At 60.3% G+C, this 22,784-nt stretch carries 27 protein-coding genes, 1 other RNA gene and 1 pseudogene; 8 read left to right on the forward strand and 21 right to left on the reverse strand.

The genetic code is table 11. The annotated features are described in order from the left end of the window. Positions 1–7: 7 nt before the first annotated feature. The 9 genes from flpH to CK910_RS20740 are packed head-to-tail and all read right to left on the reverse strand — an operon-like array spanning position 8 to position 7,720. Entirely contained in the window at positions 8–892 is an 885-nt protein-coding gene (flpH, locus tag CK910_RS20700) for a Flp fimbrial biogenesis protein FlpH (RefSeq protein WP_098984551.1), read from the reverse strand. Positions 893–895: 3 nt separating this feature from the next. Beyond that, a complete protein-coding gene (gene flpG / locus CK910_RS20705) occupies positions 896–1,780 on the reverse strand; it encodes a Flp fimbrial biogenesis protein FlpG (RefSeq protein ID WP_098984552.1) in 885 nt (294 codons plus the stop codon). Further along, positions 1,777–3,090: a CpaF family protein gene (locus tag CK910_RS20710; protein WP_098984553.1), complete on the reverse strand. Its 1,314-nt coding sequence runs from the start codon at positions 3,088–3,090 to the stop codon at positions 1,777–1,779. Before CK910_RS20710 ends, flpG begins: the two co-directional genes overlap by 4 nt. Beyond that, positions 3,090–4,223, reverse strand: coding sequence for an AAA family ATPase (locus CK910_RS20715; RefSeq protein WP_098984554.1), 1,134 nt, complete (start codon positions 4,221–4,223; stop codon positions 3,090–3,092). The genes CK910_RS20710 and CK910_RS20715 overlap by 1 nt, the downstream gene beginning before the upstream one ends. A 3-nt stretch (positions 4,224–4,226) precedes the next feature. After that, positions 4,227–4,775 carry a Flp fimbrial biogenesis protein FlpD gene (gene flpD, locus CK910_RS20720; protein ID WP_098984555.1) on the reverse strand — a complete coding sequence of 183 codons (549 nt, stop codon included), beginning with the start codon at positions 4,773–4,775 and terminating at the stop codon, positions 4,227–4,229. Between the two features lie 11 nt (positions 4,776–4,786). Beyond that, positions 4,787–6,184 carry a type 4 pilus assembly secretin FlpC gene (flpC, locus tag CK910_RS20725; protein ID WP_065478520.1) on the reverse strand — a complete coding sequence of 466 codons (1,398 nt, stop codon included), beginning with the start codon at positions 6,182–6,184 and terminating at the stop codon, positions 4,787–4,789. A 19-nt stretch (positions 6,185–6,203) separates the two neighbouring features. Continuing rightward, the gene (gene cpaB, locus CK910_RS20730) at positions 6,204–7,094 is read right to left on the reverse strand and encodes a Flp pilus assembly protein CpaB (RefSeq protein ID WP_098984556.1); all 891 of its coding nucleotides are present in this window, start codon (positions 7,092–7,094) and stop codon (positions 6,204–6,206) included. Between the two features lie 9 nt (positions 7,095–7,103). Beyond that, complete coding sequence (locus CK910_RS20735) at positions 7,104–7,517, reverse strand: prepilin peptidase (RefSeq protein ID WP_172955381.1); 414 nt, start codon at positions 7,515–7,517, stop codon at positions 7,104–7,106. Further along, positions 7,517–7,720 (reverse strand): Flp family type IVb pilin, encoded by a 204-nt coding sequence (locus tag CK910_RS20740; protein ID WP_011705350.1) that lies wholly within the window; start codon positions 7,718–7,720, stop codon positions 7,517–7,519. Before CK910_RS20740 ends, CK910_RS20735 begins: the two co-directional genes overlap by 1 nt. 222 nt (positions 7,721–7,942) lie before the next feature. On the opposite strand from CK910_RS20740, the gene CK910_RS20745 reads away from it, so the two are divergent. The 4 genes from CK910_RS20745 (at position 7,943) to CK910_RS20760 (ending at position 13,113) form a co-directional block, all read left to right on the forward strand. Next, on the forward strand, positions 7,943–11,137 hold the full coding sequence (locus CK910_RS20745) for a fibronectin type III domain-containing protein (protein WP_098984558.1): 3,195 nt from the start codon (positions 7,943–7,945) through the stop codon (positions 11,135–11,137). A gap of 1 nt (position 11,138) precedes the next feature. Then, entirely contained in the window at positions 11,139–11,858 is a 720-nt protein-coding gene (locus CK910_RS20750; RefSeq protein ID WP_098984559.1) for a DUF1566 domain-containing protein, read from the forward strand. Positions 11,859–11,978: 120 nt separating this feature from the next. Continuing rightward, positions 11,979–12,317, forward strand: coding sequence for an outer membrane protein assembly factor BamE (locus tag CK910_RS20755; protein ID WP_011705347.1), 339 nt, complete (start codon positions 11,979–11,981; stop codon positions 12,315–12,317). A gap of 160 nt (positions 12,318–12,477) precedes the next feature. Further along, a complete protein-coding gene (locus tag CK910_RS20760; RefSeq protein WP_098984560.1) occupies positions 12,478–13,113 on the forward strand; it encodes an NAD-dependent epimerase/dehydratase family protein in 636 nt (211 codons plus the stop codon). A gap of 94 nt (positions 13,114–13,207) precedes the next feature. Here CK910_RS20760 and CK910_RS20765 read toward each other — a convergent pair whose 3' ends face one another. Together CK910_RS20765 and CK910_RS20770 are read right to left on the reverse strand one after the other, a co-directional pair. After that, a complete protein-coding gene (locus CK910_RS20765; RefSeq protein WP_098984561.1) occupies positions 13,208–13,567 on the reverse strand; it encodes an RnfH family protein in 360 nt (119 codons plus the stop codon). Then, on the reverse strand, positions 13,560–13,994 hold the full coding sequence (locus tag CK910_RS20770) for an SRPBCC family protein (protein ID WP_042873080.1): 435 nt from the start codon (positions 13,992–13,994) through the stop codon (positions 13,560–13,562). The genes CK910_RS20765 and CK910_RS20770 overlap by 8 nt, the downstream gene beginning before the upstream one ends. 157 nt (positions 13,995–14,151) lie before the next feature. Here CK910_RS20770 and smpB point away from each other — a divergent pair, with 157 nt between their 5' ends. After that, entirely contained in the window at positions 14,152–14,640 is a 489-nt protein-coding gene (gene smpB / locus CK910_RS20775) for an SsrA-binding protein SmpB (protein ID WP_042036966.1), read from the forward strand. A gap of 122 nt (positions 14,641–14,762) precedes the next feature. Next, positions 14,763–15,125: a transfer-messenger RNA gene (gene ssrA, locus CK910_RS20780) on the forward strand. A gap of 335 nt (positions 15,126–15,460) precedes the next feature. Here ssrA and CK910_RS20785 read toward each other — a convergent pair. The 10 genes from CK910_RS20785 to CK910_RS24465 all read right to left on the reverse strand — a co-directional run bounded on the left by CK910_RS20785 (position 15,461) and on the right by CK910_RS24465 (position 19,820). Further along, positions 15,461–15,661 carry a hypothetical protein gene (locus tag CK910_RS20785; protein ID WP_098984562.1) on the reverse strand — a complete coding sequence of 67 codons (201 nt, stop codon included), beginning with the start codon at positions 15,659–15,661 and terminating at the stop codon, positions 15,461–15,463. Continuing rightward, entirely contained in the window at positions 15,658–15,891 is a 234-nt protein-coding gene (locus CK910_RS23910; RefSeq protein WP_253852756.1) for a hypothetical protein, read from the reverse strand. The genes CK910_RS20785 and CK910_RS23910 overlap by 4 nt, the downstream gene beginning before the upstream one ends. Positions 15,892–15,980: 89 nt before the next feature. Then, positions 15,981–17,210 carry an AIPR family protein gene (locus CK910_RS20795; protein WP_216640167.1) on the reverse strand — a complete coding sequence of 410 codons (1,230 nt, stop codon included), beginning with the start codon at positions 17,208–17,210 and terminating at the stop codon, positions 15,981–15,983. Positions 17,211–17,246: 36 nt separating this feature from the next. Then, the gene (locus CK910_RS24235) at positions 17,247–17,732 is read right to left on the reverse strand and encodes a hypothetical protein (protein ID WP_216640168.1); all 486 of its coding nucleotides are present in this window, start codon (positions 17,730–17,732) and stop codon (positions 17,247–17,249) included. A gap of 173 nt (positions 17,733–17,905) precedes the next feature. Further along, on the reverse strand, positions 17,906–18,349 hold the full coding sequence (locus CK910_RS20800) for a phage virion morphogenesis protein (protein ID WP_098984563.1): 444 nt from the start codon (positions 18,347–18,349) through the stop codon (positions 17,906–17,908). 8 nt (positions 18,350–18,357) lie between these two features. Then, positions 18,358–18,552 carry a hypothetical protein gene (locus CK910_RS20805; protein WP_098984564.1) on the reverse strand — a complete coding sequence of 65 codons (195 nt, stop codon included), beginning with the start codon at positions 18,550–18,552 and terminating at the stop codon, positions 18,358–18,360. Further along, positions 18,549–18,725 carry a hypothetical protein gene (locus CK910_RS24450; protein ID WP_253852757.1) on the reverse strand — a complete coding sequence of 59 codons (177 nt, stop codon included), beginning with the start codon at positions 18,723–18,725 and terminating at the stop codon, positions 18,549–18,551. The genes CK910_RS20805 and CK910_RS24450 overlap by 4 nt, the downstream gene beginning before the upstream one ends. Beyond that, on the reverse strand, positions 18,726–18,953 hold the full coding sequence (locus tag CK910_RS24455) for a hypothetical protein (RefSeq protein WP_253852759.1): 228 nt from the start codon (positions 18,951–18,953) through the stop codon (positions 18,726–18,728). 11 nt (positions 18,954–18,964) lie between these two features. Further along, a complete protein-coding gene (locus tag CK910_RS24460; RefSeq protein WP_253852761.1) occupies positions 18,965–19,570 on the reverse strand; it encodes a hypothetical protein in 606 nt (201 codons plus the stop codon). 4 nt (positions 19,571–19,574) lie between these two features. Next, complete coding sequence (locus CK910_RS24465) at positions 19,575–19,820, reverse strand: Tn3 family transposase (protein ID WP_441296855.1); 246 nt, start codon at positions 19,818–19,820, stop codon at positions 19,575–19,577. A gap of 137 nt (positions 19,821–19,957) precedes the next feature. Between CK910_RS24465 and CK910_RS20820 the strand changes: the two are divergent. Both CK910_RS20820 and CK910_RS20825 read left to right on the forward strand, forming a co-directional pair. Continuing rightward, positions 19,958–20,074 (forward strand): annotated as a pseudogene (locus tag CK910_RS20820) (IS5/IS1182 family transposase); the annotation flags it as partial. A gap of 438 nt (positions 20,075–20,512) precedes the next feature. Continuing rightward, positions 20,513–22,768 carry a M9 family metallopeptidase gene (locus tag CK910_RS20825; protein WP_157774656.1) on the forward strand — a complete coding sequence of 752 codons (2,256 nt, stop codon included), beginning with the start codon at positions 20,513–20,515 and terminating at the stop codon, positions 22,766–22,768. Positions 22,769–22,784 lie beyond the last annotated feature (16 nt).

A 22,784-nucleotide genomic window follows, 5' to 3' on the forward strand; every position in this document is an offset into this window, starting at 1 on the left:
GGCCCGCTCAGCGCAGGCTGTTGATCAACAAGTTGAGGGTGGGAGCAATGATCAGCACCAGCATGGGCAGCATGATGAGTGCCATCTGGATGAGAGTGATCTTGCCCGGCAAGGAGCCTGCCTGCTCCTCCAGCGCCAGCCGGCGCATCTGGCGCGCCTCCTGGCTGATGGTGCGCATGGTCTCGGCCAGCGGCGAACCGTACTGCTGGGCCATCTGCAGGGTATTGGCGAGACGATCCAGTTCGGGCAGGCCTGTACGCCAGGCGAGTCGTGCCAGGCAACCTGCCTGATCGCCGCGCATCTGGATCTCCGCATGGGTGCGCAAAAACTGGCGGGCCAGGCCCGGCTCCAGCGCCCCCAGATAGTGACCGACCCGCAGCAGGGCCCGATCGAGGGCCAGCCCCGCCTCGACGCTGATCACCAGCAGATCGATGGCATCGGGCACCACCTTCTGCTGCGCCGCCTTCACCTTGCGGGCGCGCCATTGCAGCCAGCGCTCGGGCACCCCGGCCCCCACCACATAGGCCACCAGCACCCACATCAGGGTGAAGCCGTCGGCAGGCGCCGCCAGCAGGCGCCACAGCAAGGTCGCCATAGCCCCTCCCAGCCCGCCCAACAGCTTGGCCGCCCTGAGCCGGTCAAAGCCATGGCGGGAGAAGATCCCCGCCTGCGCCAGCAGCTGCTGCAAGCGGGCCTGCTCCCGGGCACCGACCGGATAACCACGACCGCACCAGGCCAGCCAGTCCCGCGCCACGTCCCTGCCTTGACGAGGCGGGCCATAGCGACGGCTCTGGGCCAACCACTGCTGCTGCTGCCGGTAACCATGCCAGCCGGCAAACGCGGCCAGCGCGAAACAGCTCAGCGCCAATCCAAAAAGTTGCATGACCGTCATGGGCTACCCCTGCAGACGCGTGAGGCGACGGATGAGCCAGAGCCCGACCGCCACGCTGATGGAGACATAGCCCAGCACCCACTGGCCGCTGGTCGTGGTCATCAGATAGGTGAAGTGCTCCCGCCCTGTGGTGAACAGCACCAGCAGTATGATGACGGGGAGCGCTGCCAGCACCTTGGCGGCATTGCGGCTCTCAGCCGTGATGGTCTGGATGCTGGCCGCCAGGGTCTGGCGGGCACGCAGTGTCTCCACCAGTTGCGCCAGCACCTCGGAGAGGCGACCACCTGTCTCCTGCTGCAGGCTGAGCACTATGGTCAGAAACTGAAACTCGGCCACCGCGACCCGGCCAGCCGCCTGCTGCATCACCTGCGCCACCGGCTGGCCGACCTGCAACTCGTCGTGCATCTGGGCAAACAGCCGTGACATCAAACCGCGCTGCTGGCGGGCCACCAGCAGGAAGATATCCGCCAGCGGCGCCCCCACCCGCAGCGCCCGTATCATGCCGTCGATCACCTCGGGCAACCGGGTTCGAAACCGCTCCAGCGCCCGCTGTTGCAGCTGCTGATAGAGCACCAGCCCCAGGGCCAGAGCCCCCCCTGCAGCCAACAACACCGCCAGCCAGAACGGCATGCCATTGGCCGCCAGCAAGACGCAGGCCAGGGCCGCACCCGCCGGGCCCTGCCAGGTCCAGCGGGTCAGCTGCTCCTGGCCCACCATGGTCACCATCTGCTGATACCAATGGGGCAGCGGCCTTGTCCTCTTCTGTTGCGCGGGTTGATGGCCATAACGTTGACACTGCTGCTGCCAGGCATCGCATCGGCTCTGCCATTGCCAGAGCAGCAGACAGGCCAGCCCCCAGCAGAGGCACACCAGAATGAGCGTGTTCATGAGACTGGCTCCCCGTCGCCCGCCATGCAGGATTGCAGCTCGCTCAGCAAGCCGGCCTGACGGGCTTTCTCTTCTACTGCGGCCGAGAGAGGGTGGACGCTGAAGCGCCCCTGCAGCTTGCCGTTGAGCTCGGACTCCAGCACGAAGCGAAACAGCGGCCGCATCCGGATTTGCCCCTCTGCCAGTTCGGCGATCTCACTGATGGCGGTGATGCGGCGCTGACCGTCACGCATCCGCTCCAGTTGCACCACCAGATCCACCGCGCTGGCGATCTGGGCCTGGATGATCTGCTCGGAGAGCCGCTCAGCCCCCATCTGCAACATGTTGGTCAGACGCAGCAGCGCATCTTCAGGGGTGTTGGCATGCAGGGTGCAGAGTGAGCCGTCATGGCCCGTGTTCATCGCCTGCAACATGTCAAACGCCTCGGCACCGCGCACCTCCCCCAGGATGATCCGGTCCGGCCGCATCCGCAGGGCGTTGCGCACCAGGGCGCGAACGCTCACCTCCCCCTTGCCCTCGGCACTCTCGTTGCGGGTCTCCAGCGGCACCCAGTGAGGCTGATCGAGGGAGAGCTCGGCGGCATCCTCTATGGTGATGATCCGCTCGTCATCATTGATGTGCTTGCTCAGGGCGTTGAGCAAGGTGGTTTTGCCCGAGCCAGTCCCCCCGGAGATGAGCACGTTGAAGCGGCTGCGCGCCGCCAGCCCCAGAAAACGGGCCATGGCATTGGACAGGGCCCCCTTCTCCACCAGATGGGCCAGGGTCAGACGGGCGCTGGGAAATTTGCGAATGGAGATGGTGGTGCCGCACAGGGCGATGGGAGGCGCAATCACGTTGACCCGGCTGCCATCGGCCAGCCGGGCATCCACCATGGGGGTGGACTCATCCACCCGCCGCCCCACCGCATTGACGATCCGCTGCGCCACGTTGAACACATGCTGGCGGTCACGAAAACGCACGCCCGACAGGGTCAGCTTGCCGTGCCGCTCCACATAGACCTTGTCAGGGCCATTGACCAGGATATCCGATACCTCGGGATCATCGAGCAGGGGTTGCAACGGCCCCACCCCCACCATCTCGTCCACCAGCTGGCGGGCGAGCTGAGTCAGCTCCTGGCGGTTGTAGGGCAGCATGCGACGGGCCGAGAGCTGCGCGAGGGCACTGGCCACCCGCTCCAGCAGCGCGGCGCGCGGCAAGGTCGCCGCCACCGAGGGTTCGACCAGCTCGTAGAAAGCCTCCCGCGCGGCATCAGACAGGGTAAGCAGAGCCCCTGACACCGATGGCTGTCGGCTATTGGCTTGTCCAAACATCAGCGCCTCCCGCCCCGGGCTCGTCCCGCGACCTGAGCCCCCACCAGCTCGGCGGCCAATGACGTGAGGGCACGAGCCAGCTTGCTCTTTTGCTGGATCAACGGCTGCCCGGCTCGCTCGGCGCGCACGAAGGCGCCGTGATCGTAGGGCAGCACGGCGGCGTGGGGCTGACCACAGACGCGCTCAAGCGCCTGCGCCGGTACCCGTCCCTCCTTGCCACGACAATGGTTGCCCACCAGCAGGCGGCGCTGGGCCGGCCCGCCTTGCGGGAATTGCCCCAGCAGCCGCAGCGCCCCCAGACTGAAATCATGCAGCCAGATCGCCACGTCAGCCTGCTGCAACAGGGCCTGCAGCGCATGACTGCGCAGATCCGGCACATCTATGATGAGGGTGCTGTAGTGCTCCGCCATCACGTTGACCGCCGCCACCAGCTGTTCGGCACCGAGCACCAGCTCCTGCCCCTCGTCATAGAAGAGAAAGAGTCTGGGCCCAAGCTGATGGGCGGTATGCGCCAGCAGGGTACCGTCGAGCCGCCCGGTCGCCTGCCACCACTGCTCGCCGGGAGGGGCATAGTCACTGCCCAGCAGTATGGGGTGGCGACTGTGGTGAAGATTGAGATCCAGCAGCGCAACCTGGCGGTGATGCCGGTCGGCCAGCGCCATGGCCAGGTTGGCGGCCACAGTGCTGGTGCCCACCCCGCCGGCGGCACCCACCACGCAGATCACCCGCCCCTTGCGCAACGAGGTGGCAAGGGGAACCCCCAGCAGACGCAACAGGCCGGTGCGCAGGGCATCGGGATCCAGCGGTGCCGGATAGTAATCATCCACCCCCACCGAAATCAGCCAGCGAAACAGGGTCACATCCCCCCGCTCCCCCAGCAATACCAGCCGCATCTGGGGTGGACAACACTCGGCGAGGGCGGCCAGATCGGCCGCCAGCGTCTGCGGGTTCTCCACCTCCACCAGCAGAATATCGGGGGCCCCTTGCGTCAGGCAGTGGGCCCTGGCCTCGGCCAGGGAGCCCGGGACCTGCCGGGTTTCGACATCGGCCAGCCGGGCCAGTACCAGGTCGACCCCGGCACTCAGAGCAGGCTGGCGGGTGACGGCCACCAGCTGTTTGACTTGTTCACTCATTCACTACTCCCCCGTCGTCTGCTGTTTCTTGGCCGATTTGGCCTTGCCCTGGTAGAGGCGCTGCACGGCGCCGGCATCGAGGGCACTGCCGCTGCCGTCATAGCCGGCGCCGCGGGCCCAGTGCTCGACATGGCTCTGGGCGCGGTACTGGTTGCGCAGCACCAGACAGGCGATGGGGGATGGCGGGGATACCCCTCTGGCATAGCGGCAGGTCTCGGGTTGCAGGGTGGCGTCAAGCTCGACCTCATACTCTTGCCGGGTCGCCGAAATGAAGGTGAGGCGGGTCTCCAGCGCCAGCCACAGGGCCAACTGCTGACGCAGTGCCTCCGCTGTCGGCTCATGGCTCCCGGGTTGCGGGCCCGTGATCCGCAGGTGCAGGGAGCCGGATTCCAGCCTGCTGGCCAGCGGGGCCAGCTGCCATTGCAGCCGTTGTTGCAGTTGCGACGGAGCAACCCGGAACTGCAGCCGATCCGTGAGCGGGGCGGCGGGGGGTTGAGTGGTACAAGCCAGCAACGGTAACGCCAGGGCCAGCAGCAGTGTCTCTTTTAACATGGTCACTTCCCTCAGTAGCTGTAGCCATAGTTGCCGAACAGGCGGGTCGCTTGTGCGCCCGGTCGCTCGGTTGAGCCCATGTCGGTGAAGAACAGCCGCTCGAACCGGCTCGGCGCCCGATAGTGATCCAGCGGTGTCGACAGGGAGAGGGGATCGCTGGTGGGCTGCACCAGTCGGGCGGTGGCGATGATCACCAGCTCGCTCTCCTGGTTCTTGAAGCCGTTGCTGCCAAAGAAGGGGGCCAGCCCGGGGATCTCGCCAAGGAAAGGCAGGGCCTCGCTGCTCTGGTTGCGATGGGTGCGCACCAGACCGGCCAGGGCGAAACTCTGCCCATCCGCCAGCTCTATGGTGGTGGTGGTACGACGGGTTTCTATGCCAGGCACCACCACCCCGGCGATGGAGACGCTGTTCTCCCGGCTCAGGGTCGACACCTCGGGTGACACCGTCAGGCTGATGCGGTTGTTGTCGAGCAAGGTGGGAGTCAACTCCAGCGAGATGCCAAACTTCTTGAACTCGATCTCCGGGCCGTTGTCCCCATTGCCTACCGGAAAGGGGAACTCGCCGCCGGACATGAAGGTGGCGGCTTCACCGGATTTTGCGGTCAGGTTCGGCTCGGCCAGCACATTGACCAGACTGTTCTCCACCAGCGCATCTATGATGGCGTTGATGTAGACCACATCCTTCTTGCCGCTCCAGCTGCCCCGTTCGGCAGGTTTGGGGAAGCGGTTGCCCGGCGAGACCCCCAGTTGCAGATACTCCCCCATGGCACTCCAGCGCAATCCCAGCTGTTCGCTGGTAGTACGCTGCATCTCGACGATGCGTACCGATATGTTGATCTGATCCGATCCCGCCAGACGCAACTGGTTGATGACGTGAGCATATTGCCCGCTGCCGCCACCGGCGACCGCGGCCCCCTCATCCTGGCTGCCAGTCTGAGGCGGGGCGGGGGCTGTCGTGCCCAGGGCACTCCCCTGCGGCTGGATACCCTTGGCGAACCCCTCCACCATGGTCAGGATCTCGTGGGCCTGCAGCGGACTGGTCACCTCCCCCGCCACCACTATGGCGCCGCCAGACTCGCTGAAGCTGAGTCGACTTTGGGGAAAATGCTGCCTGGCCAGCTGCTTGAGGGGAGCGAGATCCGCCACCACCTGTACCCGGTAGTGACCCAGGGTGCGACCATCCAGGGCCGTCACCACCAGATCGGTGCGGCCAACCTTGCGGCCATAGATCAGCAATTGCTGATCGGAGGGGCTGTGTACCCGAACCAACTCGGAGTTGGCGACGAAGGCATCCAGCACGGGTTCATCGAAATTGAGCAGGGTGGACTGCTCTGGGGTGAGAGTCAGGCTCTCGGCCGCCACTGCCCATAACGGCAGCAGGGCGAGCACCATGGCGAGAGTTCGCAACATCGTGTCCTTTCTGAGTTGATTAAGGTTGGCGGTTACGGTCGTTGCCGTCGCCATAGCTGATCCGGACGCCGTGACCCGGCAGGGCCCTCGGGTTCTGGCCACGGGCCACCTGTTCGGCCCATATCAGGCTCCCTGCTGGCAGGGTCACGGCCTCACTGCCCGTCGGGGCGGCCTGGGCCGAGCGCAGCACCAGGGCCAGATCCCCGAGCCGATGAGCCAGCAACAGCCGGGCCGCCGCGCTCGGGGCCAGCTCGAAGGTCACGGCGACCTGATCGAAGTTGTCCTGCGCCGCCACTGTGCCGTTGAGTGCTGCGATATCGGTGACCTGGGCATCGATGGCCAGCAGCTTGATGTCGGTCAGGATGATCTCTGCCGACTGCTTGCTGGTCACCTCGGCCCCCTGCGCATTGCGCTGGTGGGTATGCTTGCTGGTGAGGATCACATCCACCCGGTTGCCGGGCCGGATCAGGCCATGACTGGCCGCCTCCCGTCCCAGCGCCAGGGTCACGGCCCGCATGCCGGGGGCCATCATGGCGGAGAGATAATGGCTCTGCTCGGGGCGCACCAGATCATCGGCCGAGACGATCTGGCCCGCCTCCAGCGTGCGGGTGACCAGACTGCCCTTGAGCGCCTTGGTATCGGTAAACCCGAACAGGAAGAGCCCGGGCAGGTTCATCTCCTCGGCGGCAGGCAGGGTTTGCCAGACCAGATCCTCGGGATGAATAAAGGCGCCGGCTTGTACCCGGTGAGCCGCCACCAGCACTTGGGCGAGGCGGGCCGAGGCGGCTGGCTCCGGCGCCTGTTCGCCCGGTGGCACAGCCGTCTGCGGCGCCAGTTCAACCGGCCAGAAGGCAGCCAGCATCGCCGCCAGCACCAGCAGTGCAGCGATAAGAGAGAAGAGTTTCTTCATTGGGTGTGACTACATAAATAGAGGAGTGGTCAGACTCGCCGCCCACAGGATGGCGAATCCATAAGGCACAGTGACGGGGCCGGGAAATGGCCGTAAACGGGCATAGGCCAGACAAACCAGGCTGAGTACGCCGCCCGAGAGCGCCATCCAGAGCAGCAGCTCGGGCCAGCGTTCAGACGCGCCATACAGGCAGACCGCCAGCAACTTGCTGTCGCCGGCCCCGCACCAGCCCCTGTGATAGGCAAACAGTCCCAGCAGCAAGGTCAGCAGAGCCAGGCTCAGCGAGAGCAGATTGAACGGCAGCAACCAAAGTGCCCAGAGTGCCAGTACCAGCACCGCCGGGTTCGGGATCCGCCGTTCAAACAGGTCGCTGACCAGGCACCAGCACGCCATCAGGATGGCCAGCCATTGCCCGGGCGCCATCACTTGCCAGCGGCATCCATGTTCAACCCTGCCACTATGGTGGTGAACTTCTCCTTCAAGGCCGTGATAAAGATCCCGTCCGACCCGAAAATGGCCAGGATCCCGGCCGCCAGCCCGGCAGCCAGAATGCCGTACTCGATCGCCGTGGCGCCGGTGTCATCCTTCAGATAATCCCCAAGGTAATCCCAAACTCGCATGTCCATTTTTAGTGTCCCTGTTTTTTATGCCTGAAATTAAACAGCGGAAACATCATATTGAGATCTTAAACGAGAATCAATATCATTATCATCTTTAGAAATAATTCGCAGAGTGAATTTGTCTTTTTGATAAATAAAACAGCAAATAAGTCTGCTTTATTAATGCAAATAGCAATAAATAGCTGACTTGCCTGATTAATAACCTAAATCACAATAATGGAGTCGATCTTGTTCAGGACAACGCGATCACTGTCCCTGGCCCTCTGCTGCCTGGCCTTGCTGGCATGCAAGGCCGAGCTGGGCACCCCGGGGCAGGAAGGAAATAACGGCAACAACAATGCCAACGGCAATAACGGCGGCAGTCAGACCACGCAGCCCACCACCACGGACCCCGCCACCTCGACACCCGATAAGGACACCGGGACCAACCATAACAACACAAATTCGGGCAGCGGTAGCGGCAACGCAGGCAACGCAGGCAACGCAGGCAACGCAGGCAACGCAGGCAACGCAGGCAACGCAGGCAACGCAGGCAACGCAGGCAACGCAGGCAACGCAGGCAACGCAGGCAACGCAGGCAACGCAGGCAACGCAGGCAACGCAGGCAACGCAGGCAACGCAGGCAACGCAGGCAACGCAGGCAACGCAGGCAACGCAGGCACTGTGACCCCGCCCACATCGCCGGATCAACCGGGCAAGGAGCCAGACCAGCCCCATCAACCCACCAGCCTGGATCTGGCGGGCACGCTGTCCGTCAGCCACCAGCAGGGGGCCGAATTCGCGATTCAGCTCTGCTCCGACAAGGTCTGTACGCCTGCCAATATCCGGGCCGACGGCAGCTTTGATTTAAAGCTCAAGCTGAGTCAGTGGCCGCAGGATAAACCACTGAGCCTGACCGCCAGCCACCGCCAGCAGAGTGCCTCCATCCTCAGCAGCCAACTGCCCTCGCTGGAGCAACTGCTCAGACAGGATCAGAATGGGGATGGCATCATCACCGAGCAGGAGGTACCCCATCTGCACCTTTCCCCCATGCTGCTGGCATACCAGAGCCTCACCACGGCACTGCAAAAACGGGAGGGCAAGCAGGATGTCACCGCCCTGCTGGTCAGCGATCCACAACTCAATCACGGCTTCGCTCGCGAACTGACCGCACTGCTGCAGCTCGTGCTGGATGGTGATATCCCACTGCCTGCCAGCGAGCTCACCAGGCTGGCCGGGCATGTGATCGCCCGCCAGCAGTCACTGCCGGGCAGCACACAGCAAGAAGGGCTGCTGCACTATGCCGCCCAGCAGGGGACGGCACTGCCTGTCGATACCGAGACCAAACTGGTCGCAGCCAGCAAGGCCATGGCGACCCTGGATACCCGCTCCCCGGCCTATCAGTTGCTCACCACCTTCCATCCCCACCGCCAGCTGACCCTGCAGGGAATATTCCCCTCACGCCTTGCCGAGCCGACGATCACGGTGGAGATCGGCGCCAAGCCCAATCACGATGGCCTTAACCAGTACTACTTCAAACCGGAACGCCCCATCCGGCCACTGCGACTCCCCATCCGGGCCCAGGATGGCCGGATGCTTGACGGGCTCGCCGTCAAGCAAGGCAACCGGTACAGCCTCACCCTCACCTTGCCGGATCTCAACAACAGCTTCGCCACTTGCCAGCCAGGCAAGAGCGACACCAGCGACGACCTGATGCAGGACACCCTCACCCTGGTGGTGCAGGATGGGCAGAGCGAGGTGGAGTTGCGATCCGTTCTGGGCTCCCTGTGCGAGCTGGTCAAGCAGGACAGCAACCGGGACGGCATCCTCACCGCCGGCGAATTCCCGCGCCTGCAGGTGGGTTATACCAGTACGGCTCAACAAGCCTTGCTGCTCAAAACCACCCTCAGTGCCGGTATGGGCTCATTCCTGGGCTGGCAAGCCTGGACCCTGGCGGAGCTGGATCAAAAACTCAAGGCGCTGCCGAGGCACCAGGTCGAGCTGCTGGCGGCCATGGTCGCCCTGCAAGCCGAGGGGGAGCTCTGGCAACAGAACGTCAACTTGATCGAAGGCACGGATTTTCGCCAGCAACTGCTGAGCTGGCTGGAGATCAACATGGCCAATGAGTATTCCACCGTCTCCCGTGACAACCAGATACCAGACCTGTTCAAGCTGGAGACCGCCCTCGCCGACAACAGCGGGCTTGGGCCACTGCTCAACAGCCAGAGCGACAAGAACATCTCCCACATCATCAAGGCGGCGGCCGGCCTGATCCGCAACTCGGAGAGCGATGCCCCTCTCTATCCCGGAACCAGCACTCCGGGCAGCTGGATCACCCCCTACCCCAACAGCCCCATCTCTGCGGTCTGTCAGCGCGAGGTACTGTCGGATCAGGTGATCGGGCTGGCCATTCTGGGCCAAGGCCGTGATCAGGATGGCAGCCACTGGGTCACCCTCGGCTGGCAACCCCAGGAGGGGGCGAGTCAGTACCGGATTGGCTGGGGACGCACCCCGTTCGAGCATATTGAACACGCCGAGCAGCAAGCTAGCAGCCAGCAGACTCGCGTTACCCTGAGCGGGCTCGCTCGCTACCAGGACTACCAGATAAGGGTGATGGGCGAAGGCGGTACTATCAGCGCCCCGCTGCACTATCGGGCGGGCCAGCTGCATGTGGCCGATACCCGCATCACCCACAGCATGGGAGACGATGACGGCAAGCGGGGGCGGGATCTCGACAACCGCTGCGACCCCCTGAGCGGTCAGGCCGTCAACAGCAATCAGGATGGGGTACTTGGTGCTCGCTACATCAAGCTGGACAGCCAGGGTCAACCTCTGCCACGGCAAGACCTCTCCTACAAGCAATTGCCCTTCGCCTGCGTGGCCGACGCCTTGAGCGGACTGGTGTGGGAAACCAAGGTGCAGCACAAGGATGGGGAGTCCTCCCTGCACGATGACAAGAGCCTGTTTGCCTATGACGATATCCAGAGCGACAACGCCTTCAACGGCAGTTGCTATGACCCCCAAAGTGGCACCCTGGTCAGCGACAGAAGCCGTTGCAACCTGAAACGCCAGACCACGCTGGTCAATCGAAGCAAGCTATGTGGTCTTGGCAACTGGCGCGCCCCCAACCAGCAGGAGTTCTACGGCATCATGACCCTGACCAAGGAGAACCCCATAGCGCTCGACACCCGCTATTTCCCGCTCTATTCCGGCCTGGCATACACCTACGGCAAGTGGAATGAGCTGGAAGGCATCTTCTACGGCTTCTGGACGGCAGATGTCATGCCGGTGAGCCGCCCGGTCGGTACCTGGAACAAGGATGATGGCGGGCCGGATGCCTACAAGGTACGACCCAGCTCTGACCTCAGAGGCAGTATCGCCCGCCAGTATCAACCCCATTACGTCATGCTGGTCAGCGATGGCTTCAAGGTCACAGGAGAATAAGATGCACCGCTATTTCACCCCCCTATTGTTGATCACCATCCTGTTGCCGGTCACCAGCCAGGCACGAGAATGTCTGCCTGGCTATCAGGACGACAACAGCCGCTTCGTCAGCGAACAGATCGACACGGCCGAGGGCAAGCTGAACGTGGTCAACGACAGATCCACAGGTCTGCAGTGGCTCTATTGTCCCTATGGTCAGCACGCCAGTGCCGATGGCACCGGCTGCGAAGGCACACCAGCGTTTATTTCAACCCGCGCCAACGTTGAAGACAATCCCTTGATGGGCGCTATCAAACAGGCCAACGACCGGCTGGGTATACCCGCACACCCCTGGCGGGCCCCCGACATCAAGGAACTGTTTACCCTCTACAACAACCAGTGCCAGCCGGCCATTTATGCGGCACAAGGTTACCCTTCGACATCCCTCCAATCACAGATAGCGGCAGACAAAGAGACCCTGTGTGCTGATGCAGCGCCCAAGTGGGATGAGGTAACCGAGCAGTGGATCGAGGCTCCCGATGATGTCAAAACTGCATGTCACGCAGCTGAACAACAACTCTGGGCACTGACCAACATCGCCTTTGGTTCAGACAGCTCGGGGGGGGAAGGATACGACTTTCTGAACTTTGCCGGCAGCGGGGAAACCTTCAACGTTGGCGGAATAGGAATATCCAGCGTCATGCTGCGGCTGGTCCGCCCCATCCCAACCATAGAGGAGTGATCCCATCGGCCAGAGGGCCAGGCGCCCTCTGGCTATTTTTTCCATGGCTTTTACTTCCGCCAAGGGAGTAGGTATGATTCGGCCAGCGTAAAAGACTTGAATGGATGATCTGAACTCGATATGCGGATGAAACACCTGATTGCCGCGGCCCTGACCGCCCTCACCCTGTCCGGTTGCAGCCTGGTCTATCGCATCGATATTCCCCAGGGCAACTATGTGGAACAAAAACAGGTCGACAAACTGCGCCAGGGCATGACCCGCGAACAGGTCGAGTTCGTGCTGGGTTCCGCCATGCTGCGCGATGGCTTTGACCCGAACACCTGGTATTACCTCTATGAATTCCAGCCGGGTCGCGGCGAGAAGGAGCGCAAGGAGCTCACCCTGACCTTTGCCAACGACAGATTGGCCACGGTCACCGGCGACTTCCCATTGCCAGCGGCCTTCCACACCCCGCTCTGATCGCATTCACAAAACCGGCCCCGCGCCGGTTTTGTTTTATTTGGCCACCGCCATCCCATCTTAGCGAGGAAGCCTCCATGCACCAGCCCAAGAATCCCCATACCCACGGACGACTCGCTGGCAAGACCCTGGCGGCCCTCGTTGAACTAGGGAGGCACGCATGAGCCAGATCCTGATCGCCGGGGCCAGCGGGCTGATCGGCCGGGAGCTGCTCCGTCAGCTCGACCCCGCCCACTCACTGACCCTGCTCTGTCGCAAGGCAGGTGATCCCCGGCCCCAACATCACTGGCTGCCGGCCGACTTCGAACGCCTCTACGAGGTTGCGCTGCCCGGCCCCATCGACATCGCCTTCTGCTGCCTCGGCACCACCCGCAAGCAGGCGGGGTCCGACGAGGCGTTTCGCCGGGTCGATCACGACTATGTGCTGGCCTTCGCGGCACTCGCTCGCCGCCACGGCTGCCAACGTCTGATCGTCGTCTCGAGTCTGGGGGCCAATCCAGGCTCGCCGGCCCTCTATCCCCGCACCAAGGGGCAGATGGAACAGGCACTGCTGGCGCAAGCCTGGCCACGGCTCGCCATAGTGCGCCCCGCCATGCTGCTCGGCAATCGCCAGCCGCCGCGCCTGTCGGAACAGTGCTTCCAGGCTGTCTATCCGTTGCTGCGCCCCCTGCTGGTTGGCAAGTTGCGCCGCTGGCGCGCCATCGAGGCCGGCCAGGTGGCCCATGCCATGATAGTGCTCAGCCAGCAGGAGAGTGGCGTCGAGGTGGTGGAAAACGAGCGGCTGCACGGGATGTGACAGCGCTTTGCCGCTGAAGCGAGCTGGCGGCGGCTCAACAGAAAAGCAGATCAAAAAAGGCGCCAAGGCGCCTTTTTTATTCCAGAGTGCGGCATCAGGCCGGGTCTGTGTCCCCTCGCTTGCGGTTGGCATTGGGCCGGCCGCCGGTCACCACATCGGCACGCCCCTCCTCCTTGGCCTTCTCGGCCCGCTTCTTGCGCATCTCTTTCGGATCGGCGATGAGCGGACGGTAGATCTCGATGCGATCCCCGTCCTGCAGCAGTTCGGTCCCCTTGACCGGCCGGCTGTAGATGCCGAACTTGTTGACCGCCAGATCGATCTCCGGGTGCTTCTGCACTATGCCGGACTGCTCGATGGCAGCCAGCACGCTGGTGGCGGGAGCAACCCGGATGCGCAGCACAGTCTGGCGCTCGGGCAGGGCATACACAACTTCGATATTGAGCAGATCAGACACCGTACACCACCTTGGCGCGGTTGGAGAAGGCGAGCACCATGGAGCCCACCAGATCGCGGAAAATCTGGCCAAACGCCAGCTCAATCAGCTTGGAGGTGAACTCAAAATCGAGGTCGAATTCGACCTTGCAGGCATCCACATCCAGCGGCGTGAAGGTCCACCAGCCAGCCAGCTTGCTGAAGGGCCCCTCCACCAGCTCCATCTTGATCTGCCGGTTGGCATCGAGCAGGTTGCGGGTGGTAAACGTCTTGGCAATCCCCGCCTTGGCCACATCGACCGAGGCAGTCATATAGTCATCGCCTGTCTCGTGGACACGGCTGCCGACACAACCGGGCAGAAACTCCGGATAAGCGTGAACATCATTGACCAGCCTGAACATTTGTTCTGCGCTGAACATCACCAGGGCACTGCGAGTAATACGGGGCATGGGCTTTCCTCATCCAATCGGGCCGATTTTATCACCTTGTCAGCCAAGATCATCCCCAAAACCGCTCACAAAGCCGCCACTCGAGCAGTTGCGCGTTTTACAGCCGCCGCCACCCACGTATAATGCGCCTTCCTAATCATTGCCAAAGGCGCCCGTCATGAGCAAAAAGAACAGTAAAAACAAAGCCGGGTCCAGCACCATTGCACTCAACAGAACCGCCCGTCACGAGTACTTCATCGAAGAGCGCGTGGAAGCCGGTCTGTCCCTGCAAGGGTGGGAAGTCAAATCCCTGCGGGCGGGCAAGGCCAACATCAGCGAAGCCTATGTCATCTTCTTGCAGGGCGAAGCCTTCCTGTTCGGCTCCACTTTCCTGCCACTGAACGCCGCCTCCAGCCACGTGGTGTGTGATCCGACCCGCACCCGCAAGCTCCTGCTGAGCCGCCGTGAACTCGACAAGCTGGAGAGCCTGACCGCCCGTCAGGGTTACACCATAGTGCCGCTGGCGCTCTACTGGAAAGAGTGCTGGGTCAAGGTCGAGATCGGTCTGGTCAAAGGCAAGAAAGAGCACGACAAACGGGAAGACACCAAGGCCCGCGAATGGGATCGGGAGAAAGCCCGCATCATGAAGAACAAGCATCGCGGCTGATTGTGCACCGCATGCAGCCGTGTGGCGTCCAATAAACCAGCAATCGACCGGCCAAGGCCGGTCGATTGCCATCAACGCCTTGCCATGACAGGATTTTTGCGTACAATCGGCTTTGACAACTTGGGGCTGATTCTGGATTCGACAAGATTCACGAAACCCAAGGTGCATGCCGAGGTGCGGTAGGCCTCGTTAACAAACCGCAAAAAAATAGTCGCAAACGACGAAAACTACGCACTCGCAGCTTAATAACCTGCGCTGAGCCCTTCTACCCTAGCTTGCCTGTGTCCTAGGGGGGAATCGGAAGGTCATCCTTCACAGGATCGTGTGGAAGTCCTGCTCGGGGCGGAAGCATTAAAACCAATCGAGCTAGTCAATTCGTGGCGTGTCTCTCCGCAGCGGGTTGGCGAATGTAAAGAGTGACTAAGCATGTAGTACCGAGGATGTAGTAATTTTGGACGGGGGTTCAAATCCCCCCAGCTCCACCAAACAATGTTCCGGCCGGGAACGAAGAAGTACAGAAACCCGCAAGATTCAACGTCTTGCGGGTTTTTTGTTGTCCGTAGCAATCCGAGATAGTCGCCAAAATCCAGCTTGTTTAGTACCATCAGATGTACCACAAGGCTGTGGTACTAATTTTTGGTGGTACAAATGGACGTTATGGATAGAAAGCCACGCAGAACAGGATCAGACTGGCTGTCCCCCACAACAGTGAAGGATGTGTAGCCCGCCGCGAAAAATGAAAAATCTGTCTGCCTAAAATGAAAAACCGTGCCCTTGGTACTTTTATCAAACTTGATGGCACAGGAATCGCCAAGTTTGATCAGCCCGGCGCCTCTCCTGCCGGCTCCCCTCCCCTGTAAAACGCCTTCTTGCCGATGGCTACCCCGACACCGCGCACTGTGACGGTGCCCCCCGCCAACGTATCCAAAGTGGTCGTGGCACTGGTCATGGCTGTCACGGTACCGACCAGCAGCGGGTCGGTACCGGATACCAGCTCCAGGAATCGCTTGAACAGGTTCATACAAATCGCTCCACGCTCAGTTGCTGGCGCACCGTCATGGCCTTGTTCTGCAGTGCAGCAGAGACCCTGACGCCCCGGTTGTAGCCCTTCCAACCATCCACCGCGAGCAACGCCCCCGGCAGAATGAGACCGGTGTCTGCAGATAACGGCAGCTCAATGGTCTGGGTGCGCTGGGGCATGGTCTTGGCCAGCCGCTCCCCGTTGACGGGGTTGGCATTGAGGATGGCCACGAGGGGCGCTGAGTATGGGATCTTGGATATGTTCATGCCGCCATAGTGCGGCGGCATGAAGGGAGGTGGGGTTTATGGTGGGTTAGTCACTATGAAATAGGTGATATGACCACGGCTTTAAATTGATCATATATATTTTGGTTAGCACTCGATGTTGCTTGAACCAGCGAACGGAACGTTGAAATTGCATCGTTTACGGACTTTGTATTCTTCAAACCACCATCCAGTGCCGGAACTAATTGTTTACAAAATGGTATCCCTACATCGACCACAGTCTTCCAATGCTCTTGAGCCTTTGCAGGCGAACATGAATTACCAAACGACACCCTAAATAAATTAGGAACCTGCCTAGATAGGAATATCTCCAAGCATGAAACAATTGCACTTGCAAAAAGAAATATTGAGCCACGCCGTCTAAAGTATTCCAAATAATCTTGTTCCATTCTTGTTAAACTAACGCCACCCCTATCTTTTTGAATAATTTCTGTCTTTCGATCTTCAATAGATCTAACTAGGGCATAAGCGCATACAAGATGGGCACCATGAGTACTTTCGTTGAAAATACGTCCATATAATCTATCGTTAACCCATATTCCAGATTTTTGGTTATATGCTGTTATTGGTTCACCATGAAAAGCAGTCAAAGCCTGACCTACAGTATATGATGGGAGTAGATTAACCCTACGGCGAATCGCATCTGTAACCCCCCCTCTACGACCGCCATCATATTCAGCATTAGGGATTTTTGAGATCTCTTCTTTTAGTCTTCGCTGCACTTTATCTGTACTTCTAAAATCTGATGCCTCGACTTTATTTTGACTATTATTATATTGAATAATTTTTCTTATTAACTCTTCATCTCCATTGGTCGTTGCTACGAACCTAGCCTGAACAACAGTGTCTGGGTGTGGTAGTTTTCTGAGTGAGCCTATTGCTCCAGTCGTTTGAGCTCCATTAACAATGGAAAGCCCTCTAAAGAACAACTTACCTTTCGTTGCGTCAAATGACGCAGAATGCGTCAGAATTGTAAGTCCATTATTATACACCCAAAAATTATCATGCTCGTTATCAAGCGTCGATTTAATGCCGTTGTTAATATTGGAATCTGATGAGCGAGAACCCAAGTAATCCCTTATATTGGCGGAAAACATCTTTGTTTTATGTTTTTTATATAAACGATGTAATAATGCTGCAGGTATAGTTGCTGATACAGCCTTCCAACCAGGCCCGGACACCTCATATGCACCATCACAGTCAACTTCGACTTCATCATTCACTAAGATTGGTGATTGAGAATCTTCATACCAATCAGAGAACATTTCATTCCCAACTTCAAAAACCTGTAGATCTATATTTTATTGAGGGAAGTGTTGCTTTGTAATAGAGGAAGCTGTTTCATGAACAGTTATTAATTCATCCCTCACATTATTAGAGTGTGGTAGATTATGAACATACCATATATATATGGTAGTGACTTCTTTATCTAATATTGCATCTCTCAGTTCTTGAGCAGCAGATTTTATTATCTCTGGAACTTCATTTATTGACCTAGAGAGCAACCATCCTAAGGCAGTATTTAAATCACTAGCTTTATTGGCCGGGGCGGCAGGCTTATCCTTTAAGCTGAGATAACACTGAGCAATAACTGCATATCCATCTTCTCTATTTACATAAACTAAATCACATTTTTTATCATCCCTGCCATCTGTTATCGATTCAGCAGCAACAGTGTCAAGATCCTCAGTTCTAAATCTCAATGCGAGGGCAAATAGAGCTAACGCATTATCATTATAAACTTGCAAGTCTGTTCTTGACTGAAATGCATCAAACCAATTACTCATATTAAAACCCACACCAGTTGCAAATGAAGCTTGATGCTACCTTGATCTGAACTAGTTAAGAGTGATCGCTATCAAGTTATACTGTTTAAGAGTGTTTAAACACTCATGTAACCAATGTAAAGACTAATCCTCATGCTAGACACTTCTACGATCCCCAAACACTATACAGCCCGTTACAGCGCCTCAGAGAGGAGATACCCCTTCAGCGTCTCCAGTACACTTTGCTGGTCCTCTTCCGACAACCCCAAATAGGGGAGCTCAGGCAGGTTGATCTGGCGACCAAACTGATGAGCCGCACCATATTCAAACGGGGTACCAAAATAGAGGGCCTGGGGTTCGGCCTGATAGTTGAGGGTATCGCGCAGATCATCGTTGAGGCGCAGCACCTCATCAGCATGGCGTGGCTTGCGGGCGCGGTACTGCTCAGAGAGCGGGGCCCAAGGTTCCCCTTCCGGGCTCTCCTGCTCATCCCAGCGATCCCGGTGGGAGAGCGCCAACCCCTCGCCGATATCAGCCAGCGGCTCACTGAGATCGCCGGTGCGCTGATAGAGCTGGTCAAGCAGCTGATAGGCATCGACTATCCCATGGTGACTGATGGCGATAAAACTACCGGCCATGACTGCTCCTAAAAATGGGTCAGGTAATGGAACGCCTCGTCATCGGCCGCGATGATGGCGGCCTCCCACAACTCGCCGATCAGGGCACACTCTTCCCCATTGGCCTGAGCCTCCAGCTGCTCCAGGGCATGAACATCAGCCAAGGTGAAGTTGCCCCCCTTTTCAAAGAGGTGGGACGCTTGCGTCAGCAGACTCTCATTCATCGCTTCTCTCCTTTGGTAGCGGCCTGGGTCGCCTGCTCGATCATATCCTGCACTGCCTTGGCCAACTCGGGATAGTGGCTTGCCCTCGCCTCCCGAGCCAGCATCCAGGCGGCAAAGGCCTCGGCAACGGCTTCCTTGCCATTGGTGCCGGCATACTGGGTAAGGAGTCCCATTCAGGTCAAATCCGGCTCGCCAGCCCAGAAGTGGACCTGCTGATCCAGCTCATGCAGCCAGGTGGAGAGCCGCTGGGATGATTCGCCCAAGCGACCCCCTATCCCTGCCGACACACTGAAGTAACGGCGCAGGACCTCACCACTGGTGCCCTTGGGTCTCCATTCACGGGGGCCCTGGTTTTCAATGGCCGACGCAATCACTTCCGCCGCCGCTTGCAGCGCCTGCATGTCTACCTCTTTCAGTTTATTACCCGCCTTGACCTTGATGACCAAGTGATCCCAGCGCTTGCTGGTAAAGCCATTGGTGCTGGCAGCAGATCGGTGATAGTACAAAGAGCAGACCGAGTAAGGATCCTGGCCGAGGCGACCTTGAGCCCCGCGGCCCCCTTCCCCATCTCGGTCTGCTTGATAAACAGCGTCTTGACCGGGTGCGCCTTGAGGAAGGCCGCCAAGGGCTCACGCTGGGGGGCTGGCAGCTGGGCCAGCAGGTCGCTCAAGCCCTGCGCACTCACCCCCTTGGCACTGGAATAGGCACTCTCCACCAGCCGTTCGGGCAGCCGCTCGGCCAACGCTGGCTTGGCTTCCTCCCGCTTGGCCACGGCCTTGGTCAGGGCAGCCGGGGTCTGGGGCCGGTAATCAAAGCCGGGGTCTATACCTCTGGGGATCTTGTGTAGCTCCCCGGTGGCCTTATCCAGCCACTCATAATCGCCGTCGTCCGGCGCCTTGCCGACTTCAAGGCCGCGCTGCTTGAGGTCGGCTGCCGAGAGCAGGAATTTCTTGCACTTGCAGCCATAACCGTTGCTCGGGGAATGGGTATTCCACCAAGGGTGATCCACCGGCAGCACCAAGTTATTCCACTTGAGGTGCAACTCCCTCGGGTGCTCGGAGTCCCCATGGCGATAGAGGGCATACCTGGTGCTTGAGCCGCGGCTCCAATCCGATGTTGCAGGCCTTCGCCAGCAACACTGCGCAGATACAGACAACCAGCTCCTCGGCTCGGGCATTGGATTCGCTGACATGAGTCAATTCGTTGGCGAAGCCGGTATGAGCATTTATCTCCAGCAACAGCTCAGTGAGAGCCTCACAGGGCAGCAAGGGCTCTATCTGCTGGGATACGGGATCAGTATTACTACCTCTATCTGATTGAGGACATTTACAGCCGCAAGGGCATGGGCTGGGAGGTTCATGAGCAAGGGATCTGTGAGCTGGCGGCAGCCGCTGGGTCGTAGAGGCTAGCCGGTTTTGGCAATCTGCGAACTCGTTTCGAACGATGGTTGAATATCCATCTCGCCTTGCTGACGCTGGCTTGTGCCGTTATCTGCCTGCGCTTTGTTGAGCGGTTTTGTTAGCGGCCCTAAATGTTCTCACTCGGCTCACTGCCGAGGGGCTCCCTCGCGCCTTTTCTCACCCAAACCGTATCGAGTCTCATCTTGTGGTGCAAAACGATGCATTGCCAGGCTAATGGTGCGCATCAAGTTGAACTGGGAGATAGGTTTGGTAGCTCTGTTATGAACAATGCCTGTCCATGTTATTTCCTGATGGTGAAGGGGTGCCCAAATCTTCCCGCATCTGCGAACCCCAATGATGGGGGTGCTACCTGCCCATACCAGATGGCGAAGGCATGCCCAGGCGAAGCGTTTTTGGCAAATTGCGCCGTCAAGGCGCAGGGATATGCCAATACGGGCGGGGGGACTCTCTGCCACATTAGGTGTCCCGGACCGGCGCAGGGAGGCGCCAGCAGCGTGACTACACCGGCACGGGCATCTACCCCAACCATGGAGAGTCCTATGCTTGCACTAAAACCCCTGGCGTGTCTGTTGTTGGCTGGCTGGGCCACCGCCCAGGCCGCCACCGAGGCCCCCATCTCCCTGCCCTCGCCCGCCATGGTGCCGGCAGATCTGGCCGGCGCCGAGCACGGCCAGTCCCTCGCTACCCTGCCGGCGCCGCGGCTGCACCGCCTGCTGCCGCCGCCCGCCGCCCCCGAGCTGGCGCAGGATCCCCACGTCCAGCGCGACCGGGAGCCCGACTGGCGCGCCCAGGCCCAGAGCCTGCTGGCCGAGGGGGGCGATTGTCGCGATCCGGCCGGCTTCCTCGACAAATCCGGTGCTGCACTGGCCGACTATCTGGAGGGCCTGCCCGAGGTGTCGTGCACCTATGGCCTCTTCTCTCTCACGGCGGACGACGGCGCCCGCATCTATGACACCGCCAACCTGCTGGCGGTGGCCGAACGGTTGCAGGCGCGCGCCGTCGACTATCAGGGCAGCGGCCGTGGCCTCGCCAATCTGGTGCTCTATCTGCGCGCTGGCTATTACAATGCCATCGCCCGCGATCTCTATCCGGAGCCACCGCTTACTGTGCGCGACGCGATCCGGGTTGGCCTCGATCGGCTGCTGGACAACCCTGCCCTGTTCATCCCCAATCCGGACGCGGGCAGCACGATCGGAGAGAGCTTCACCCTGATGACCAATCTCCGTGATGAGGCCTATTACCTGCCGCGCCTCAAGCCCCTCATCGCCCGCTTCACCAATCGAGACGGACAGCCGAATGCCGCCGATGCCCTCAAGCACTGGGAGGTGGGGTCGGGTTACACCGGCCTGCTGACCGTCCTGTTCATGTCCCATTACCGCGCTGAGGGGCGCGCCCTGGCCGAACAAGACGGCAGCTACGCCGAGGCCCTGTTCGCCTTCGTGCAGGACAACCAGGCCGCTCTGCTCGGCACCAGCTACGCCTACCAGCTCACCGACAGCCTGAACGAGGCCCTGCGCTACATGCAGTATCCGGCCCACTTCGCCGCGTCGCGGGCCAGGATCGAGCAGATCCTGGCAAAGAACAGTCTGGATGGTCCCGGCGCCGATCTCTGGTTAGTGGCCGCCAGTGCCGTGAAATACTATGACAATGCCCGCTGCGCCGAGTACGGCACCTGTGACTTCGAGCAGCGGCTGGCCGACATAGTGCTGCCGATCCGCCACGAGTGCGGGTCGACCCTGCGCATCCGAGCCCAGGATATGACAGAGCAGCAACTGACCGAGAGCTGCGCAGCCTTGGCCAACGAGGAGCAATACTTCCACCGCATGCTGAAGACCCAGAACCGGCCACTGCCGGGCGACGTCAACGACGCGCTGGAGGTGGTGGTGTTCGACGACTACGCCAACTACAGCCGCTACGCTGGCGTCATCTACGGCATCGCCACCGACAACGGCGGCATGTATCTGGAAGGGGATCCCGACCAACCCGGCAACCAGGCGCGTTTCATCGCCCATGAGGCTTCCTGGCTGCGCCCCCTGTTCTCGGTGTGGAATCTGGAGCACGAGTATGTGCACTATCTGGATGGACGTTTCAACATGGCCGGCGACTTCGCCCGAGCCATCAGCCAGCCTACCGTCTGGTGGATAGAAGGTCTGGCCGAGTATCTGTCCCTTGGCAACGACAACGCCAAGGCGATCGAGGCGGCCCAGGCCGGCACCTATCCCCTGTCGACCATCTTCAGCAATACCTATGACATGAACGACTATGGGACCCGCGCCTACCGCTGGGGCTATATGGCGGTGCGCTACATGTTCGAACACCACAGGGACAGGGTGGACGATACCGTGACCAGATTTCGCGCCGACGACTATGACGGCTACTGGTCGACCATGCAGGATCTGGCCTATGACGACGACTTCGCCGCCTGGGTGCAGACGGCCACCACAGCTGGCCAGCCGCCCGAGCCGGACTGCGGCTATCCCGACGATCAGGTCATCGACGCGACCTGTGCCCGCACCGGTATCGCGTCGGACGACATCCGCTACTTCTACGTCTTCGTGCCCCAGGGGACGACGCGGCTGACGGTGCAGACCCGAGGTGGCAGTGGCGACGCCAACCTCTATGTCATGCACCGGGGCTGGCCGAACCGGGACAGCTACGATCAGGGCTCGGCCAATGGCGGTAACGATGAGGCAGTCACCATCCAGACCCCCGAAGGTGGCACCTACTACCACATAGCGGTGGACGCCGGTGCACCCTACCGGGATCTGAGCCTCAGTGTGGGGCTGGCTCAATAGGTGAGTACGACGCGCC

The sequence above is a fragment of the Aeromonas sp. CA23 genome, from assembly GCF_002587065.1.
In the GTDB taxonomy this organism is placed as follows: Bacteria; Pseudomonadota; Gammaproteobacteria; order Enterobacterales; family Aeromonadaceae; genus Aeromonas; species Aeromonas bestiarum.